Source organism: Amycolatopsis sp. NPDC028719 (genome assembly GCF_055565395.1).
Genome location: NZ_JBVHUL010000005.1, coordinates 676,855 through 694,585 on the forward strand (window position 1 = coordinate 676,855; position 17,731 = coordinate 694,585).

A 17,731-nucleotide genomic window follows, 5' to 3' on the forward strand; every position below is an offset into this window, starting at 1 on the left:
AGGGCGCAGCGATTCGGCGTGCCTATTGGGGGGCGCGCCGCCGATTCCTAGGTGTGAGGATTCATGGTTGGCGGTAACGCGATTCGAGGCACCAGGGTGGGTGCCGGTCCTACGGGCGAATCCGAGCGAGGTGAATCGGCGCCACGGCGCCGGGTCGGCTACTGGTGCGCCAACGGCCACGAAGCCCGGCCGTCGTTCGCGCTCGACGCGGAGATCCCCGACGAGTGGGACTGCCCCCGCTGCGGGCTTCCGGGTGGGCAGGACGAGAAGAACCCGCCGGCCGCACCACGGACCGAGCCGTACAAGACGCACCTGGCGTACGTGAAGGAGCGACGCAGCGACGCCGACGGCGAGGCCATCCTGGCCGAAGCCCTCGAGCGCCTGCGCCAGCGCCGGGAGATCATCTAAGCGTTCGCCGGCCGAAAAGCCACCCCGGGAACCCCGGGGTGGCTTTTCGCGCTTTCCGCCAGCCCGACCCAGGTTCCAGGCCGCCGCCGAGTCGACGCTCCAATCACGCGAGCCGACCTCCCCATCACGCGAGCCGACCCTCCAGACACGCGAGTCGACCTCCTGGGTACGTGAGCCGACCCTCCAGGTACGTGAGTTGCCCTCGAGGTACGCGAGCCGCCTGCCGGAGTGTGCGCATAGCCTTTTCGCGGAGGCGTTCGCGCCTTCCCACGGCTGAGCAGCCCCCCGTTTTCCACGCTACGGGAGAACACCGACAGTTCCGGACAAAGAAAGCCGCGAACGGCGGATTCCGGCCGTCACAGCCCGGAATCCGCCGTTCGCGGCTCCTGAGAATCCGAAATCGTCGGTCGCCGCCGGTAAAATGGATACCGGGGGCCGGACGGCCGCCCTCAGCGGTCCAGCGGGTACCGGGCCCGGACCCGGAAGCCGCCGTCCTCCATCCCCGACGTCTCGAAGCTGCCGCCCAGCAGGCGCGCCCGCTCGGCGAGGCCCGTGAGGCCGTGGCCTCCGGATGGCAGGCCTTCGCCGGGCCGGCTCGCGCGCTCGTTGCGGACCTCGATCTTGAGCGCGCCGTGCTCACCCTGGATGCGGATCGTCGCCGTCGCGCCCGGGGCGTGCTTGTGGACGTTCGTCAGGCACTCCTGCACCGTCCGGTACGCCGCCGCCGACACCTGGTTCGGCAGCGCCTCCGGCAGGTGCTCCACCGACAGGTGCACCGGGACCTCCGACGTCCGGATCAGCCGGTCGAGGTCGTTGATCCCGGGGCGCGGGCCGTCGTCGTCCGCGCCCGCGCGCAGCACGCTCAGCAGGGAACGCAGCTCCTCGAGGGTCCGCTTCGAAAGCGTGCGGATGACCTGCGCGGTCTCCTGCGCGTGGTGGTCGGTGGTCTGGACCTGCAGCGCGCCGGCCTGCATCGCGATCAGCGTGATCTGGTGCGAGACGACGTCGTGCATCTCGCGCGCCAGCCGGGCGCGCTCCTCGGCGCGGACGGCGTCGGCGTGGAAGCGGCGCTCGCGGTCGCGGCTCGTGGCCAGCTCGGCGAGCTTGTTCGAAACCTCGGACCGCGCTCCGATGAGCAGGCCGATCGCGATCGGCATGCCCGCGACGAGCACGCCGTAGATGCCGTCGAGGATGTGTTCGCGCCAGCTGAGCTCGGCGAAGTCCTCCAACGGCCACTGCACGAACCGGCAGCACCACACCAGCGCCGCGCCGACCCAGACCTGCCAGTGCAGCTGGCGGCGGGTGGCGAGCATGCCGAGCGTGATCATCGACGCGAGCTGCGCCCAGCCGGCCAGGAAGCCGGGGACCGCGACGAGCACGGCGAGGAACGGGAACTTCCGGCGGAACACCACCGCGAGGCACGCGGCGCCGGAGAGCCAGATCGAATACGGCTGGGCCTTCTCGGGGATCACCAGCCAGACGTCGAGGACGGCCAGGATGACCGCGGCCGCCTCGATGGCGAACGTGACCACGGCGGGCCGGGGCACCGAGCCGAACAGGCTCAGCCCGCGCTTGCGCACCCGCTCGGCGGCCGATGGCCCCGAGCCGGCGATCGAGATGCCCGGAATCGAGAGTCCCTCTGTACTCATCGCTGGCGACCCCATTCGTCTTGTGGACTTGGTGGTGAGAGGTGCTCAGGGCCCGATCGGGACGCGTAGCAACGGACAAATGTGCGGATGCTAACGAGGTCGCGTAGAAAGACGGTAAGTTTCACCCGTTGTCGGAGTTCCGGCGTCCGATTTCCGTAGTCGACTGCTCCGTCCGGGCGATAGCCACGGAGGGGTGCTACCGAGAGTGGGAGCGCTGCTCCCCGCTGTGCACCGGGACGACCACATCGTGGGAATCATGTTACCCACGTGTGGGCGTCCGGCGGTAGGTCGTCAGGCCGCCATCGACCTGAGGTCGTCGCTGAGCAGGTCGTGCAGGCCGCCGACGCAGGCTTTGGCCGTCTCGATCGACCGCGGCAGCATCCCGGCCTCGTAGGTCCGGACGGCTTCGCCGACGCTCGGCGCGGTGGCCAGTGCGGTCGCGAGCTCGGTGCCGTCCAGCAGGGCCAGGTTCGCGCCGACGCCCAGCGGCGGCATCAGGTGGGCCGCGTCGCCGAGCAGCGTGAGCCGGGGCGTGTGGGTCCAGGCGTGCGGCACCGGGAGGACGTGCAACGGCCGGTGCGTGAACCCGCCGTCGAGGTCGCGCAGGAACCCGAGCAGGCTCGGGTGCCAGCCGGCGAAGCGCTCCAGCAGGTGCGCGCGCACCGCCGCGGTGTCGGCGAAGTCGAGGTCGGTCGCCCAGTCTTCGGGTGCGTAGAAGATGGCGTAGCAGCGGATGTGGCCGTTGCTGTTGCGCTGCGCGACGAGCGCCCGCCCGTCGATCTTGCTCATCATCATTCCCTGGCCGGTCAGCGCGGCCAGGTCCGGGTGGCGGCGGTCGGCGTCGTCGAGGCCGAGCTCGACGAACGTGACCCCGCTGTACTCGGGCCGGACGCCGGTGAGGGCCTGGCGGACGCGGGACCACGCACCGTCCGCGCCGACGACCAGGTCGAAGCCGCTGGTCGTGCCGTCGGTGAAGGTCAGCTGCCCGGACGTGGTGACGTCGGCGATCGGCCGGCCCCACCGGACGGTGCCGGGCTCCAGTGAGCCGAGGAGGAGGCCGCGGAGCTGGCCGCGGTCGATCTCGGGGCGGAAGTCGTCGCCTTCCGCGGGGACCTCGTCCATGACGACTTCGGCGCTGTGCGGGTCGAGCGCGCGCATCTGCTGGCCTTCGGGGCGGGCGAGCTCGCGGAACTCGTCGTGGAGGCCGGCGGTGCGGAGGGCGACCTGGCCGGTGTCGCCGTGCAGGTCGAGGGACCCGCCCTGGGTCCGGGCGTCGGCCGAGGCTTCCTGCTCGAAGACGGTGACGTCGAGGCCGTGGAGCTGCAGGACGCGGGCGCAGGCGAGGCCGCCCAGGCCGGCGCCGACGATGGCGATGGAGTTCATGACTTCCCCCTGGAAGTTCGGTGCCGCCGGCTGGTCCGGCGGCCTGGAGCCAGAAAAGCACAGTGACTCAGAAAGTGCAATGACTTAACTTTTGAAGTGAGTGCACCATCACGTAGGCTGAGGGGCATGACCGAAGTGATCGGGCGCCGCGAGCGCAAGAAGGCGCAGACCCGGCAGGCGCTGGCCGACGCCGCGCTGGAGCTGTTCCTCGAACGCGGCTACGACGAGGTCGGGGTGAAGGACGTCGCGGACGCCGCCGACGTCTCGGTGACGACGTTGTTCAAGTACTTCCCCAGCAAAGAGGCGCTGCTGTTCGACCAGGAGGACGACATCGAGGCGGCGCTGGTCCTCGCGGTGCGCGGCAGGCCACCGGGTCACACGATCGTGGACGCGCTGCGCGAGCACATGCTGCGCGACAGCGCCGACGGCGGCCCGAGCGACGAGTTCCTGCGGCTGATCGAGAGCACCCCGGTCCTGCGCGACTACGCCCGCCGGATGTGGATGCGCCACGAGACGGCGCTCGCCCGGGCGATCGCGGAGGAGACGGGAGCCCCGGAGGGCGACGTGTCGTGCGCGGCGCTGGCGCGGTTCGCGCTGGCGTCGCGGGAGCTGATCGTGGGTGCGGCGAACCCCCGCCGGGCGGCGGAGGAGATTTTCGGAAACCTGGGCCGTGGCTGGCGCACGAAGTAGGGCGCCAGCCCCGAAGCCCGAAAAGCCGTGAAGGCCTCCTTACCGGCTATAAGAGCCGGCAAGGAGGCCTTCACGGACAACCGAACCTAAGCCGTAGGCGGCTGGTAAACCTTCGTCAGCTTCCCGGCCGCAGCGCGGTCCAGCAGCCACAGCGTCCGCCGATGTCCGCGCGCCCCGGCCACCGGCAACTGGACTTCACCAGCCCCGGACAAAGCCAACGCCACCGCATCCGCCTTCGCGGACCCGGCAGTCATCAACCACACGTCCCGAGCCCGCCGGATCGCCGGCAGCGTCAGCGAAACCCGCGTCGGCGGTGGCTTGGGGCAGTTGCGCACCGCCACCACCGACCGCTCGGTCTCGTACACCGCCGGGGACTCCGGGAACACCGATGCCGTGTGGCCCTCGCCGCCCAGGCCGAGCAGCATGATGTCGAACGACGGCACGTCGCCGTGGTCCTCCGGGCCCGCCTGAGACGCCAGCACCGAGGCGTACGCCGCGGCCGCCGCGTCCACGTCGGAGCCGAACTCGCCGTCCGATGGCGCCATCGCGTGGATGCGCTTCGGGTCGAGCGGGACGTGGTCCAGCAAGGCCTCGCGGGCCTGCTTCTCGTTCCGCTCGTCCGAATCCGCCGGGACGAACCGCTCGTCGCCCCAGTAGATGTCCAGGCGCGACCAGTCGATCGCGTCCCGGGCCGACGATGCCCGCAGCTCCGAGAGCACCGCGATGCCCGTGCCGCCGCCGGTCAGCACCAGTGATGCCGATCCCTTGGCCGCCTGGACGTCCACCAGCCGCGTGACCAGCCTGGCGGCCGCCGCGGCCGCCAGCAGGTCCTGGTTCGCGTAGACGACCACTTCCGTCTTGCTCATTTACGAGCCTTCGCAGAAACCGCCGCGGCGGCGGGCGAGGTGACGTCGGCCTTGGCCGGCGCGCCCGTCTTGCCGTTCGTGCCGGACGTGATCTTGTGCAGGCCGTGCAGCGAAGCCTCGTAGACCTCGTCCGGGTCGAGCCGGCGCAGCTCCTCGACCAGGCAGTCCTGGGTGCTGCGCCGCTGCAGGGCGATCCGCCGGGTCGGCTGACCCGGCTGGGTCAGCGTGCCGACGCGCCCGTCCGGCCGGTGCAGCTCAACCGCGCCCGAGCGGCGCTCCAGGGTGACCGAGATGATCCCGGCCGCCCCCGAGCTCTTGACCCGCTTGACCGGCACCTTCAGGTACTCGGCCAGCCAGGCGGCCAGCAGCTCGGTCGACGGCGAATCGGCCTCGCCGGTCACGGTCGCCCCGGTGACCTTCTCGTACGGCGGCAGGTCCAGCGCCGAGACGAGCTGGGCCCGCCAGTGCGTCAGCCGGGTCCAGGCCAGGTCGGTGTCGCCCGCCGCGTAGGCCTTCGCCCGCGTGGTCAACGCCTTGACCGGGCTCTTCTCCGCGGCCGAGTCGGTGATCCGGCGCTGGGCCAGCTCGCCGAGCGGGTCCTTGTCCGGGTCCTTCGGGCCCGCTCCGGGCCACCAGGTGACGATCGGCGCGTCCGGCAGCAGCAGCGGCACCACCGCGCTCTGGCCCTGGGCGGCCAGCGGGCCGTAGAGCCGCAGCACGATGACCTCGCTCGCGCCGGCGTCGCCGCCGACCCGGATCTGGCCGTCGATCCGCGGCGCCGCGGTGCGCGCGCCCTTGGCGACCACGATCACCCGCGACGGGTGCTCGCGGCTCGCGCCGTTGGCCGCTTCGATGGCCTCTTCGAGGTTGGCGTCGTCGTCGGCCACGATCACCAGCGTCAGGACCCGGCCGAGGGCTACTTGCCCGCCCTGTTCGCGGATCTCCACCAGCTTCTTGTTCAGAGCCGAAGTCGTGGTGGACGGCAGGTCGATGATCACGGGCGCCTCCATTTCCGGCCGGTGCGCTCCAGCATTTCGTCGGCGGACGGCGGGCCCCAGGTGCCCGGCGGGTACTGCTCCGGCGAGCCTTCCTTGGCCCAGTGCGCCAGGATCGGGTCGAGGATCTTCCAGGAGAGCTCGACCTCTTCGTTGACCGGGAACAGCGACGGCTCGCCGAGCAGGACGTCGAGGATCAGGCGTTCGTAGGCCTCGGGGGAGGACTCGGTGAACGCGTGCCCGTAGCCGAAGTCCATCGTGACGTCGCGGACCTCCATCGTGGTCCCCGGCACCTTCGAGCCGAACCGCAGCGTGATGCCCTCGTCCGGCTGGACCCGGATGACCAGGGCGTTCTGTCCCAGCTCCTCGGTCGAGGTCGAGTCGAACGGCAGGTGCGGCGCCCGCTTGAACACGATGGCGATCTCGGTGACGCGGCGGCCGAGCCGCTTGCCGGTGCGCAGGTAGAACGGCACCCCGGCCCACCGGCGGCTCTGCACCTCCAGGGTCACCGCGGCGTAGGTCTCGGTCTTCGAGTCCTTCGCGAAACCCTCTTCCTGCAGCAGGCCGGGCACCTTCGTGCCGCCCTGCCAGCCGCCCGCGTACTGGCCGCGCGCGGTGGTCTTGTCCAGCGGCCCGAGCGGCTTGGTGCCCGAGAGCACCTTGATCTTCTCCGCGCGCAGGGCCCGCGGGTCGAACGACAGCGGCTCTTCCATCGCGGTGAAGGCGAGCAGCTGCAGCAGGTGGTTCTGGATGACGTCGCGGGCCGCGCCGATGCCGTCGTAGTACCCCGCGCGGCCGCCGAGGCCGATGTCCTCGGCCATGGTGATCTGCACGTGGTCGACGTAGTTGGCGTTCCAGATCGGCTCGAACAGCTGGTTCGCGAAGCGCAGCGCCAGGATGTTCTGGACCGTCTCCTTGCCGAGGTAGTGGTCGATGCGGAACACCGACTCCTCGGGGAAGACGTCGTTGACGATCGCGTTCAGCTCTTCGGCGCTCTTGAGGTCGTGCCCGAAGGGCTTCTCGATGACGACGCGCCGCCACGTCTTCTCGTCGGCGTTCGCCAGTCCCGAGCGGGCCAGCTGCTTGGTCACGACCGGGAACGCGCCGGGCGGGATCGACAGGTAGAACGCGGTGTTGCCGCCCGTGCCGCGTTCCTTGTCGAGCTCGCGGACGGTCTCGGCGAGCCGGTCGAAGGCGTTGTCGTCGTCGAAGGTGCCCTGCACGAACCGGATGCCTTCGGCGAGCCGGTTCCACACCGACTCCTTGAACGGCGTCCGGGCGTGCTCCTTGACCGAATCGTGCACGAGCTCGCCGAAGTCCTGGTGCTCCCAGTCGCGCCGGGCGAAGCCGACGAGTGAGAAGCCGGCGGGCAGCAGCCCGCGGTTGGCCAGGTCGTAGATGGCGGGCATCAGCTTCTTGCGGGCCAGGTCGCCGGTGACCCCGAAGATCACCAGGCTGGACGGCCCGGCGATGCGCGGGAGCCGCTTGTCCCGCGGATCACGCAGCGGGTTGGTCCAGGTCATGCGCTCACCTCCTGTACCGCACGGACGACCGCCGCGAGCCCGGCGGCCCGGTCGGTCAGGTGCAGGCGCAGCACCGGGCGGCCGTGCTCGGCGAGCACCTGGCCGTCACCGAGGGCCTGGGCGTGCTGCAGCTGACCCAGCGTGTACGGCCGCTCGGGCACGTCGAGGTCCTCCTCGACGGCGCCGGTGAGCTGCAGGAACACGCCGTTCTGGTGCCCGCCCTTGTGGTACTGGCCGGTGGAGTGCAGGAACCGCGGTCCCCAGCCGAACGTCGTCTGCTTCCCGGTGCGCTTGGCGATCTCGCCGCGCAGCAGCGCGGTCGACGCGTCGTCGAGGCGGTCGAGGTAGGCCTGCACCGCGATGTAGCCTGCGTCCGGCGCCGAAGCGAAGAACGCGCGGAGCACGTCGGTCAGACTGCCGTCCGTGGACACGCCGTCGCTGCCGAAGATCTCGACCGCGCCGTCCACATTGGACGCCGTTTCGCCGCCCTTGAGCTTCTCCGGGTCGTCCAGCAGCGCACGCGCCGCCTTCTTCGCCGTCTCGACGTCGGGCTGGTCGAACGGGTTGATCCCGAGCAGCCGGCCGGCCAGCGCCGTCGCGAACTCCCAGAGCAGGAGCTGCGCGCCGAGCGAGCCGGTGACGGCGATCTTCGCGGCGCCCCGCGGGCTGCCGACCGCGACCGGGGTGGCGTCGGACTTCGCGTCGGCGAAGCCGGGCGCTTCCGTGCTCTCGACCGCGACCGGCAGCAGTCCGGTGCCCTGCTTGCCGGTCGACTCCGCGATCAGCTGCTCCGCCCAGTCCGGGAAGCCCTTGATGCCGGAACCGGAGTCGGCCAGCACGACCTTCTCGGCGCCGCCTTCGTGGGCGGCGGCCCACGCGGCGGCCAGCTTGACCGCCGGGTTGGCCGTGTCGTCGGCGCCGAGCTCGTCGGCCGCCGAGGCGGCCTGGTCGAGCAGCCGGGCGACGTCCGCGCCGGCGAGGCCGGCCGGGACGAGCCCGAACGCGGTCAGCGCCGAGTAGCGGCCGCCGACGTGCGGGTCGGCGAGGAAGGTCTTGCGGTAACCCTCCTTTTCGGACAGTTCCTGGAACGGCGAGCCGGGGTCGGTGACGACCACGATCCGCCGTGCCGCGTCGATCCCCGCGTCGGTGAAGGCCTTCGCGAAGATCCGCCGGTGGCTGTCGGTCTCGACGGTGCCGCCCGACTTCGACGACACCACGATCACCGTGCGCTCGAGGTCACCGGCCAATGCGTCGGCGACCTGGCCGGGGTCGGTGGTGTCGAGCACGGTCAGCGCGACGCCATCGGTGGCGGTGATCACCTCCGGCGCCAGCGATGAGCCGCCCATGCCGGCCAGCACGACCCGGTCGACGCCCTCGGAGCGCAGTTCGGTCCGCAGCGCTTCGATCTCGCCGATCAGCGGCCGGGACGACTTGTGCAGCGTCGTCCAGGACAGCCGGATCGACGCTTCGGACTCGGCGTCGGCTCCCCAGAGCGTCGCGTCCTGCGCCGCCAGCTTCGAAGCGGCCTGGTCGGCGACCAGCCGCTCGGCCAGCGGCGCGGCGCGGCCCGCCAGTTCGGCGTCGACGATCTCGACGCCGGTCTTTTCGCCTGTCGTCATCTCGTGCGTCAGCCCTTCGCCTTTTCGAGCTGGCCGTTGACGGTCTCGAGCAGCTCGGTCCAGGACTTCTCGAACTTCTCGACGCCTTCGTTCTCCAGCGTGAGGAAGACGTCGCGGATGTCGATGCCGACGGCCTCGAGCTGGTCGAAGACCTGCTGCGCGTCCTTGCCGTGGCCGCTGACCCGGTCGCCCTGGAGGTCGGCGTGCTCCGCCACCGCGTCGAGGGTCTTCTCCGGCATCGTGTTGACGGTGTTCTTGACGACCAGGTCGTCGACGTACAGCGTCGGGGAGTAATCCGGGTTCTTCACGCCGGTCGAGGCCCACAGCGGGCGCTGCGCGTGGGCGCCGTCGGCCGCGAGGGCCTTCCAGCGGTCCGAAGCGAACAGCTCCTCGAAGGCCGCGTAGGCGAGCCGCGCGTTGGCGACGGCGGCCTTGCCGCGCAGCGCCTTGGCCTCGTCGGTGCCGATGGCTTCCAGGCGCTTGTCGATCTCGGTGTCCACTCGGGACACGAAGAAGGACGCGACCGAGTGGATGCCGCGCAGGTCGTGGCCGTTGGCCTTCGCCTGCTCGAGGCCGGCGAAGAAGGCTTCGATGACCTTCTTGTAGCGCTCGACGGAGAAGATCAGCGTGACGTTCACGCTGATGCCTTCGGCCAGGGTGGCGGTGATCGCCGGCAGGCCCTCTTCGGTGGCCGGGATCTTGATCAGCACGTTCGGCCGGTCCACGGTCTTCCACAGGTCCTTGGCCTCGGCCACCGTCTTGTCGGTGTCCTTGGCCAGGCGCGGGTCGACCTCGATGGAGACGCGGCCGTCGACGCCGTTGGTGGCGTTGTAGACGTCGCGGAACAGGTCCGCGGCGTTGCGCACATCGGTCGTCGTCAGGTCCCGGATGGTCGCCTCGACGTCGGCGCCCTGGGCCGCGAGCTCCCGGGTGCGCTCGTCGTAGGCGTCACCCTTGGACATCGCGTTGGCGAAGATCGTCGGGTTGGTCGTCACGCCGACGACGTGCTTGTCGCGGATCAGGTCCGCGAGGTTGCCCGTGTTGAGGCGTTCGCGCGAGAGGTCGTCGAGCCAGATCGAAACACCGGCTTCGGACAGCGCGGCGAGCTTGTCGTTGCTCATTACTGTCATCCCCTTCAGGAATTCTTGGTGTTCTGGATCGAGCGGCGGGCCGCCTCGACGACTGCTTCCGTGGTGAACCCGAACTCACGGAACAGTGTGGCGGCATCGGCGGAGGCGCCGAAGTGCTCGATCGAAACGTTCACCCCGGCGTCACCGGTGAAGCGGTGCCACGACTGGGCGATGCCCGCCTCGACGGACACGCGGGCCTTCACCCCGGCCGGGATGACGGATTCGCGGTAGGCCGCGTCCTGCGCGTCGAACCACTCGACGCACGGCATCGAGACGACGCGCGCCTTGACGCCGTCGGCCTCGAGGGTCTTCTTCGCCTCGACGGCGAGCTGGACCTCGGACCCGGTGGCGATCAGGATCACGTCCGGCGTCCCGGCAGCGTCATCCACGTCAGCCAGGACGTACCCGCCCTTGGCGACGCCCTCGGCGCTGGTGCCCTCGAGCACCGGCACGTTCTGGCGGGTGAGCGCCAGGCCGGACGGGTGGTGGATGTCCTCCAGCACGGCCTTCCACGCGTACGCGGTCTCGTTGGCGTCCGCCGGGCGGACGACGTTGAGGCCCGGGATCGCGCGCAGCGCGGAGAGCTGCTCGATCGGCTGGTGCGTCGGCCCGTCCTCGCCGAGGCCGATCGAGTCGTGCGTCCAGACGTAGGTGACCGGCGCCTTCATCAGCGCGGCCAGCCGGACCGGCGGGCGCATGTAGTCGGAGAAGATGAGGAACGTCGCGCCGTACGGGCGGGTGCCGCCGTGCAGCGCGATCCCGTTGAGGATCGAGCCCATGGCGTGCTCGCGGATGCCGAAGTGCAGCGTCCGGCCGTACGGGTTGGCCTGCCACATGTCGGTGGCGGCCTTCTCGGGACCGAACGAGTCGGCGCCCTTCATCGTGGTGTTGTTGCTCTCGGCCAGGTCGGCCGAGCCGCCCCACAGCTCCGGCAGCGGGTCGGCGAGGGCGTTGAGCACCTCGCCGGAGGCCTTGCGGGTCGCGACGCCCTTGGGGTCCGGCTCCCAGTGCGGCAGGTTGTCGGCGAAGCCCTCGGGCAGCGTGCGGGTGGCCATCCGGTCGCCGATCTTCTTGCGCTCCGGGTTGGCCTTGCCCCACGCCTCGTACTTCTCCTGCCATTCGGCGTGGGCGGTCTTGCCGCGCTCGAGCGCCTGGCGGGTGTGCTTGAGGACGTCGTCCTCGACCTGGAACGACTGCTCCGGGTCGAAGCCCAGGATCTTCTTGACCGCGGCGACCTCTTCGCCGCCCAGCGCGGCGCCGTGCGCCTTGCCGGTGCCCATCTTCTTCGGCGCGGGGTAGCCGATCACGGTCTTCACCGCGATGAACGACGGCCGGCCGGTCTCGGCCTTCGCGTTCTTGATGGCCTCTTCGATCGCGACGACGTCTTCGCCGCCCTCGACGACCTGGGTGTGCCACCCGTAGGCCTCGTAGCGCGCGACCGTGTCCTCCGAGAGGGCGATGTTCGTGTCGTCCTCGATGGAGATCTTGTTGTCGTCCCAGAAGACGATCAGGTTGCCCAGCTCCTGGCGGCCCGCGATGGACGAGGCCTCGGAGGTGACGCCCTCTTCGATGTCGCCGTCGGAGGCGATCGCGTAGATGAAGTGGTCGAAGATGCTTTCGCCGGGCGCCGCGTCCGGGTCGAGCAGGCCGCGCTCGCGGCGGGCGGCCATCGCCATGCCCACGGCGTTCGCCAGGCCCTGGCCCAGCGGGCCGGTGGTGGTCTCGACACCGTCGGTGTGCCGGTACTCCGGGTGACCCGGGGTCTTCGAGCCCCACTTGCGCAGCTGCTTGAGGTCCTCGAGCTCGAGGCCGTAGCCGGCGAGGAACAGCTGGATGTAGAGGGTCAGGCTGCTGTGCCCGGCCGACAGCACGAAGCGGTCGCGGCCCGGCCAGTTCTGGTCGTTCGGGTCGTGGCGCAGCGTGCGCTGGAACAGCGTGTAGGCCAGCGGCGCCAGGCTCATCGCGGTACCGGGGTGGCCACTGCCACAGTTCTCGACCGCGTCCGCGGCGAGCACCCGGACGGTGTCCACGGCGCGGGTGTCGGTGTCGGTCCAGTCGGCGGGCACGTTGCGCCGCAGGAGTGGGTTGTTCTCGCTGGTAGGGGCGGTTTCGGACACTGAACTCCAACTCCCGGTCATGATGGTTGCGGCTGGTCTTCCACGTTCCGGTTACCCGTGCGCGGGGTCATCTATCTCAATCGATCCCGAAGGGACGATATTCCTGCTCGCGACCCTGCGCAGGGGCAATCGCGGCCCGTCGCGGCCAGCCTAGTGCTTGGACCCGTTTCCGACCCGCGATCACCCACGGGATTCACCACGTCTAACATCGTTCGAGGGTTCAGTTCGGCAGGTTTGCGCGGCACCCCCACTGCCTACCCGGACTCGCCCGCCCGAACCTGACGCAGGGAGTGAAATGTCGTTGGTGAACGCTGCGCACGGACGCAGTGACGACACCAGCGCCGTGCACCCGACCGGTGATCGACCGCACGGTGACCGGCGAAGCATCCGCCGGGTCGTCGGCGCCTACGCCGCATTGGCGAAACCGCGGGTGATCGAGCTCCTGCTGGTCACCACCATCCCGGCGATGTTCCTCGCCGGCCGTCAGATCCCGTCGCCGTGGCTGGTCCTGGCCACGCTGGTCGGCGGGACGATGGCCGCGGGCAGCGCGAACGCGCTCAACTGCGTGATCGACGCGGACATCGACAAGGTGATGAACCGCACGAAGCGCCGTCCGCTGGTGAAGGACTCCGTGCCCCGGCGCGGCGCGCTGATCTTCGGCTTGGTCATGGGCGTCGCGTCGGCCGTGGTGCTCTATTTCACGGTCAACATGCTGTCGGCGATCCTGGCGGTCGCGACGATCCTCTTCTACATCTTCGTCTACACGCTCGGGCTCAAGCGGCGGACGTCACAGAACGTGGTCTGGGGCGGCGCGGCGGGCTGCATGCCGGTCGTCATCGGCTGGGCCGCCGTCACCGGCACCGTGCAGTGGCCGGCGTTCGTGATGTTCGGCGTCATCTTCTTCTGGACTCCGCCGCACACGTGGGCGCTGGGCATGAAGTACCGCGACGACTACGAGCGCGCGGGCGTCCCGATGCTGCCGGTCGTCGCCACCGCCCAGCACGTCGCCAAGCAGATCGTCATCTACTCGTGGGTGATGGTGGCGTGGACGCTGCTGCTGCTCCCGGTGACGTCCTGGCTGTACGGCACGTTCGCCATCCTGGCGGGCGGCTGGTTCCTCTTCTACGCGCACAGCCTGCAGGCCGCGGTGCGGCGCGGCGAAGAGACGAAGCCGATGGCGCTGTTCCACCGGTCCAACACGTACCTGATGATCGTGTTCGTGGCGCTGGCGGTCGACTCGGCCATCGGCCTGCCCACCCTCGGCCTCCCGTTCTGAGCCCGGCGGAGTTGTTCGGCGACGACTACGGCGACAACCCGTCGAAGCACTCCCTGGGACGCGACCACGGCCTGGTCGAGTTCTTCTGGCAGCGAGGCAGCGGCCGCGAGCCGTGGGCGGGGACCCACTTCTCGGTGCAGGCGCACCGGCTCCGGTACCGCGACCCTTCGACGGTCAACGGCGTGATCCGCGACCGTTACGGAGCTTTCCCCGATCCGGTGCGATTCGACGAGGTCGACGCCGTGCTCGCCCGCCGCGGCGTGGCGCTGACCGAGGTGCCCTACCCGGCCGACCCGGACGAGATGCGCACGTACTGGCAGTCAGGCTCGCGGACCATGGTCTACGTGGTGGCGGGGTCTTACTACGGTCAGGCCGGCGACGTGTACAAGGTGACCAGCCCGGACACGCCGTGATGCCGCGCCTGAGCAAGGACCGGGTGGTCGTGGCGCTGGCGGCCGTCGTGGTCCTCGGCCTCCTGGCCTTCCTCGCCCGCGGCAGGGTGTCGCTCGACACGAACGAGCTGCTCGGTACCGCCTGCGCCATCCCGTCCCGGATCACCGCGGTCCCGGGCGCGGCCGACGCCGCTCCCGGTGGCGGTGGGCTCCGCGTCGTCGAGCAGGGGGCCGGGGTCGTGCTCGAGAACACCAGCACCCAGTTCGCCTACCGGATCCCGGTGGCCGCCGGATCGACGCGCGCCGAGGTACCGCTGCTCGCGCCCGGCCGGCGCACCGCGGTCGCGGGCGCCGGACGGGTGACGTTCGGCCCGGTCGTCTGGCTGGCCCCGGAGTCACTCGGCGGCTACACGCCGGTGACCGCCACCGTCGTCCCGGGCGGCGTGCGCTACCACTCGGCGAACTGCCGGGCACTGACGAGCCGGGGAGCGGCGGTGCTCTACCGCACCACCAGCGGCGCGATCGGCGGCAGCGACCTGCTGCCCCCGGAGAGCGTGTCGTGCGCACCGGGGGACCGGGAACTGCCGGCCACCCTCCGGCCCGTGGTCCGCGCCGAGGTCCACCCGTACTGCGACCTCGCTCCGGAATGATCGCGCGGCCCTCGCCGTTAAACTTGGCTGGCCCTTTTCCTTGAGGCGAAAGCAGGATCCTCTTGTCCGTGTCCTCGGACGGCTTCACCGCCGAGCTCGCCCGCGAGCAGGCTTACGTCACCACCCTCTACGCGAAGCTCGACGCCGAACGCGTCGAGGCTCAGCGGCGCCTCGACGAGACCCTTCGCCAGACCGGCGGCACCCCGCAGGCCCGCACCGAACGCGACGTCGCCACCACCCTCTACACCGACCGGCTCGCCCAGCTCGGCTCCGTCGAGCAGGGCCTCGCCTTCGGGCGGCTCGACTTCGTCCCCGAGAACGCCGAAGAGACCACCTACATCGGCCGGCTCGGGCTGTTCGACGAGGACGACGACTACAAGCCGCTGCTCGTCGACTGGCGGGCGCCCGTCGCGCGGCCCTTCTACCTCGCCACCGCGGCGTCGCCCGAAGGGGTGCGCCGGCGCCGGCACCTGCGGTCGCTGACCCGCAAGGTCACCGGCTTCGACGACGAAATCCTCGACCTCACCGCCACCGACCAGGGCCAGGACCTGGGGCTGGCCGGCGAGGCCGCGCTGCTGGCCGCGCTCGAACAGCGGCGCACCGGTGAGATGAGCGACATCGTCGCCACCATCCAGGCCGAGCAGGACCGCATCATCCGCGCCCCGCTGGGCGGCGTCATGGTCGTGCAGGGCGGCCCGGGTACCGGCAAGACCGCCGTCGCGCTGCACCGCGCGGCCTACCTGCTCTACACGCACCGCCAGCAGCTCACCACCCGCGGCGTGCTCGTCGTCGGGCCGAACAGCACGTTCCTGCGCTACATCGGCCAGGTGCTGCCGTCGCTCGGCGAGACCGGCGTGCTGCTCGCCACGATCGGGCAGCTCTACCCGGGCCTGGACGCCGACGGCGTCGAGCCGCGCGAGACCACCGAGGTGAAGGGCCGGCTGGTGATGGCCGACGTGCTCGCCAACGCCGTCCGCGACCGCCAGCGCGTGCCCGAACCGGTCCTGGAGATCGACTACGAGCACGACGTCCTCAAACTCGACCGCAAGACCTGCACGGACGCCCGGACCCGCGCCCGCCGCTCGCGGCGCCCGCACAACCCGGCGCGGCGCCTGTTCGTCTCCGACGTCCTCGACGCGCTGACCCGCCAGGCCGCCCGCAAGCTGGGGGAGGACCTCCTCGACGGCCAGGACCTCGCCGACATCCGTGCCGAGCTGGCCGCGGACGAGAACGTCGCGGCGGCGTTGAACGAGCTCTGGCCCGTGCTGACCCCGGAAGGCGTGCTCGACGACCTGTTCGCCGACCGCGAACGGCTCTTCCGCGCGGCCCGGAAGCTCCTTTCGGAGGAAGACCGCGCGCTGCTCGAGAGCGGTCGCGACACGAAGTGGACGCCGGCCGACGTGCCGCTGCTCGACGAGCTGGCCGAGCTGATCGGCGTCGACGACACCGAAGCCCGCGTCGAGCGCAAACGCCGTGAGCGCGAGGACCGCGCGTACGCCGAGGGCGTGCTCGACATCCTCGAGCAGGACGAGGAGATCATCGACGAAGAGCTGCTGCGCGTCTCCGACGTCCTCGACGCCGAGCTGTTCGCCGAGCGCCAGGTGGCGCGCAGCGAGCTGACCGCCGCCCAGCGCGCCGCGCAGGACCGGACCTGGACGTTCGGGCACGTGATCGTCGACGAGGCCCAGGAGCTGTCGGCGATGGACTGGCGGCTGCTCATGCGCCGCTCGCCGAACCGGTCGATGACGCTGGTCGGGGACGTCGCGCAGACCGGCGCGGCCGGTGGCGCGCGGTCGTGGGGCGAGGCGCTCTCGCCGTACGTCGCGGACCGGTGGCGGCTCGAGCAGCTGACCGTGAACTACCGCACGCCCGCCGAGATCATGGCGGTCGCGGCCCGGGTGCTCGCCGAGGTCGACCCGGCGTTGTCGGCGCCGTCTTCGGTGCGGGAGACCGGGGTGCCGCCGTGGTCGGCGCGGCCGGCTTCCCTGGCCGGGGAGCTGCCCGGGCTGGTGGCGCGCGAGCTGTCCGAAGTGGACGGTGGCACGGTGGCGGTCCTGGTGCCCGCCCAGCGGTTCGACGAGGTGTCGTCGTGGCTTTCGGAGCACGACGAGCGGCTGAGCGTGCTGACGGTCGAGCGGGCGAAGGGCCTGGAGTTCGACTCTGTGGTGCTGGTCGCGCCGGACGAGGTCGTGGCGGGCTCGCCGCGCGGGCTCAACGACCTGTACGTCGCCCTGACCCGCGCTACGCGGCGGCTCGGCGTGGTCGCCACGGGTGACGACGTCCCGGCACTCTCCGTGCTTGGCTAGGGTGCCCGGCATGCAGAAGATCGGGAAGATCGTGGTCGTCGCCGCGGCGGCGCTGTCGCTGGCCGCGTGCGGCCAGGACGCCAAACCCCAGACGGCGGCCCCGGCTGGCCCGCCCGTCCCGTCGTCCGACGCCGCCCAGGCCACCCAGAGCAAGGGCCGCGAGTGCACGGCGGACGACATCAAGACGACGGGGAAGTTCGGCGAAAAGCCCGAAATCACCATCCCGGACTCCTGTGACCCGCCGAAGAAGCTGATCACCAAGGACCTGTCCGCGGGCACCGGCGGCGGCGCGAAGGCCGGCCAGCAGCTGAAGATGAACTACCTGCTGGTGACGTGGTCGGACAAGAAGGTCCTGGACAACTCGTACGACCGCGGTGAGACGTTCGACCTGAACCTGGGCGCCGGTGAGGTCATCCCGGGCTGGGACAAGGGCCTGGAGGGCATCAAGCAGGGTGGCCGCCGCCTGTTGATCATCCCGCCGGACCTCGCCTACGGCCAGGGCGGCCGCGGCATCCAGCCGAACGAGACGCTGGTCTTCGTCACCGACGCCGTTTCGGTCCCGGCCGACAAGGGCTGAGCCCCCAGCGCCCCAATGTGGCGTTGGTTGCGTCCCACGCACCCAATGTGGCGGTTGGTGTGTCTGGCGGGCCGAAAGAAACAGCGGGGCGCAACCGACCCGGATGGCCGGAGGGGGCAAGTTCTGTCCCCGTTTCACGACAGGACCCCC

General features: G+C 70.8%; 15 protein-coding genes. 7 read left to right on the forward strand and 8 right to left on the reverse strand.

The features are described 5' to 3' along the window. Window positions 1-63: 63 nt before the first annotated feature. Entirely contained in the window at window positions 64-408 is a 345-nt protein-coding gene (locus ACZ4TR_RS26465; protein ID WP_086671261.1) for an RNA polymerase-binding protein RbpA, read from the forward strand. Between the two features lie 449 nt (window positions 409-857). Here ACZ4TR_RS26465 and ACZ4TR_RS26470 read toward each other — a convergent pair whose 3' ends face one another. Together ACZ4TR_RS26470 and ACZ4TR_RS26475 are read right to left on the reverse strand one after the other, a co-directional pair. Then, window positions 858-2,057 (reverse strand): sensor histidine kinase, encoded by a 1,200-nt coding sequence (locus ACZ4TR_RS26470; RefSeq protein WP_465289464.1) that lies wholly within the window; start codon window positions 2,055-2,057, stop codon window positions 858-860. Window positions 2,058-2,348: 291 nt separating this feature from the next. Next, window positions 2,349-3,440 carry an FAD-dependent oxidoreductase gene (locus ACZ4TR_RS26475; protein WP_465289465.1) on the reverse strand — a complete coding sequence of 364 codons (1,092 nt, stop codon included), beginning with the start codon at window positions 3,438-3,440 and terminating at the stop codon, window positions 2,349-2,351. Window positions 3,441-3,566: 126 nt separating this feature from the next. Between ACZ4TR_RS26475 and ACZ4TR_RS26480 the strand changes: the two genes are divergently transcribed. Next, window positions 3,567-4,130, forward strand: coding sequence for a TetR/AcrR family transcriptional regulator (locus ACZ4TR_RS26480; RefSeq protein ID WP_465289466.1), 564 nt, complete (start codon window positions 3,567-3,569; stop codon window positions 4,128-4,130). Between the two features lie 86 nt (window positions 4,131-4,216). On the opposite strand, the gene pgl is transcribed toward ACZ4TR_RS26480, so the two are convergent. The 6 genes from pgl to tkt are packed head-to-tail and all read right to left on the reverse strand — an operon-like array spanning window position 4,217 to window position 12,380. Beyond that, window positions 4,217-4,996, reverse strand: a complete 780-nt coding sequence (pgl, locus tag ACZ4TR_RS26485; protein ID WP_465289467.1) for a 6-phosphogluconolactonase — start codon at window positions 4,994-4,996, stop codon at window positions 4,217-4,219. After that, window positions 4,993-5,994, reverse strand: coding sequence for a glucose-6-phosphate dehydrogenase assembly protein OpcA (opcA, locus tag ACZ4TR_RS26490; RefSeq protein WP_465289468.1), 1,002 nt, complete (start codon window positions 5,992-5,994; stop codon window positions 4,993-4,995). The genes pgl and opcA overlap by 4 nt, the downstream gene beginning before the upstream one ends. Further along, a complete protein-coding gene (zwf, locus tag ACZ4TR_RS26495; RefSeq protein ID WP_364517467.1) occupies window positions 5,991-7,514 on the reverse strand; it encodes a glucose-6-phosphate dehydrogenase in 1,524 nt (507 codons plus the stop codon). Before zwf ends, opcA begins: the two co-directional genes overlap by 4 nt. Beyond that, window positions 7,511-9,133 carry a glucose-6-phosphate isomerase gene (locus ACZ4TR_RS26500; protein WP_465289469.1) on the reverse strand — a complete coding sequence of 541 codons (1,623 nt, stop codon included), beginning with the start codon at window positions 9,131-9,133 and terminating at the stop codon, window positions 7,511-7,513. Before ACZ4TR_RS26500 ends, zwf begins: the two co-directional genes overlap by 4 nt. Before the next feature lie 8 nt (window positions 9,134-9,141). Further along, window positions 9,142-10,254 carry a transaldolase gene (tal, locus tag ACZ4TR_RS26505; RefSeq protein ID WP_465289470.1) on the reverse strand — a complete coding sequence of 371 codons (1,113 nt, stop codon included), beginning with the start codon at window positions 10,252-10,254 and terminating at the stop codon, window positions 9,142-9,144. A gap of 14 nt (window positions 10,255-10,268) precedes the next feature. Continuing rightward, window positions 10,269-12,380, reverse strand: a complete 2,112-nt coding sequence (gene tkt, locus ACZ4TR_RS26510; protein WP_465289471.1) for a transketolase — start codon at window positions 12,378-12,380, stop codon at window positions 10,269-10,271. A 295-nt stretch (window positions 12,381-12,675) separates the two neighbouring features. Here tkt and ACZ4TR_RS26515 point away from each other — a divergent pair, with 295 nt between their 5' ends. The 5 genes from ACZ4TR_RS26515 to ACZ4TR_RS26535 all read left to right on the forward strand — a co-directional run bounded on the left by ACZ4TR_RS26515 (window position 12,676) and on the right by ACZ4TR_RS26535 (window position 17,581). Continuing rightward, complete coding sequence (locus ACZ4TR_RS26515; RefSeq protein ID WP_465289472.1) at window positions 12,676-13,656, forward strand: heme o synthase; 981 nt, start codon at window positions 12,676-12,678, stop codon at window positions 13,654-13,656. Between the two features lie 11 nt (window positions 13,657-13,667). Beyond that, window positions 13,668-14,069 carry a hypothetical protein gene (locus ACZ4TR_RS26520; RefSeq protein ID WP_465289473.1) on the forward strand — a complete coding sequence of 134 codons (402 nt, stop codon included), beginning with the start codon at window positions 13,668-13,670 and terminating at the stop codon, window positions 14,067-14,069. Beyond that, the gene (locus ACZ4TR_RS26525) at window positions 14,066-14,698 is read left to right on the forward strand and encodes a hypothetical protein (RefSeq protein WP_465289474.1); all 633 of its coding nucleotides are present in this window, start codon (window positions 14,066-14,068) and stop codon (window positions 14,696-14,698) included. The genes ACZ4TR_RS26520 and ACZ4TR_RS26525 overlap by 4 nt, the downstream gene beginning before the upstream one ends. Before the next feature lie 62 nt (window positions 14,699-14,760). Continuing rightward, entirely contained in the window at window positions 14,761-17,004 is a 2,244-nt protein-coding gene (locus ACZ4TR_RS26530) for a HelD family protein (protein WP_465289475.1), read from the forward strand. Between the two features lie 10 nt (window positions 17,005-17,014). Next, a complete protein-coding gene (locus tag ACZ4TR_RS26535; RefSeq protein WP_465289476.1) occupies window positions 17,015-17,581 on the forward strand; it encodes an FKBP-type peptidyl-prolyl cis-trans isomerase in 567 nt (188 codons plus the stop codon). The last annotated feature ends 150 nt before the right edge of the window (window positions 17,582-17,731 follow it).

Bases quoted from the DNA above. Each gene is read 5' to 3' on its own strand.
- ACZ4TR_RS26470 (WP_465289464.1), bottom strand. From the start codon at position 2,057: ATGAGTACAGAGGGACTCTCGATTCCGGGCATCTCGATCGCCGGCTCG.
- ACZ4TR_RS26465 (WP_086671261.1), top strand. From the start codon at position 64: ATGGTTGGCGGTAACGCGATTCGAGGCACCAGGGTGGGTGCCGGTCCT.
- ACZ4TR_RS26500 (WP_465289469.1), bottom strand. From the start codon at position 9,133: ATGACGACAGGCGAAAAGACCGGCGTCGAGATCGTCGACGCCGAACTG.
- ACZ4TR_RS26535 (WP_465289476.1), top strand. From the start codon at position 17,015: ATGCAGAAGATCGGGAAGATCGTGGTCGTCGCCGCGGCGGCGCTGTCG.
- ACZ4TR_RS26480 (WP_465289466.1), top strand. From the start codon at position 3,567: ATGACCGAAGTGATCGGGCGCCGCGAGCGCAAGAAGGCGCAGACCCGG.
- tal (WP_465289470.1), bottom strand. From the start codon at position 10,254: ATGAGCAACGACAAGCTCGCCGCGCTGTCCGAAGCCGGTGTTTCGATC.
- ACZ4TR_RS26475 (WP_465289465.1), bottom strand. From the start codon at position 3,440: ATGAACTCCATCGCCATCGTCGGCGCCGGCCTGGGCGGCCTCGCCTGC.
- pgl (WP_465289467.1), bottom strand. From the start codon at position 4,996: ATGAGCAAGACGGAAGTGGTCGTCTACGCGAACCAGGACCTGCTGGCG.
- zwf (WP_364517467.1), bottom strand. From the start codon at position 7,514: ATGACCTGGACCAACCCGCTGCGTGATCCGCGGGACAAGCGGCTCCCG.
- ACZ4TR_RS26515 (WP_465289472.1), top strand. From the start codon at position 12,676: ATGTCGTTGGTGAACGCTGCGCACGGACGCAGTGACGACACCAGCGCC.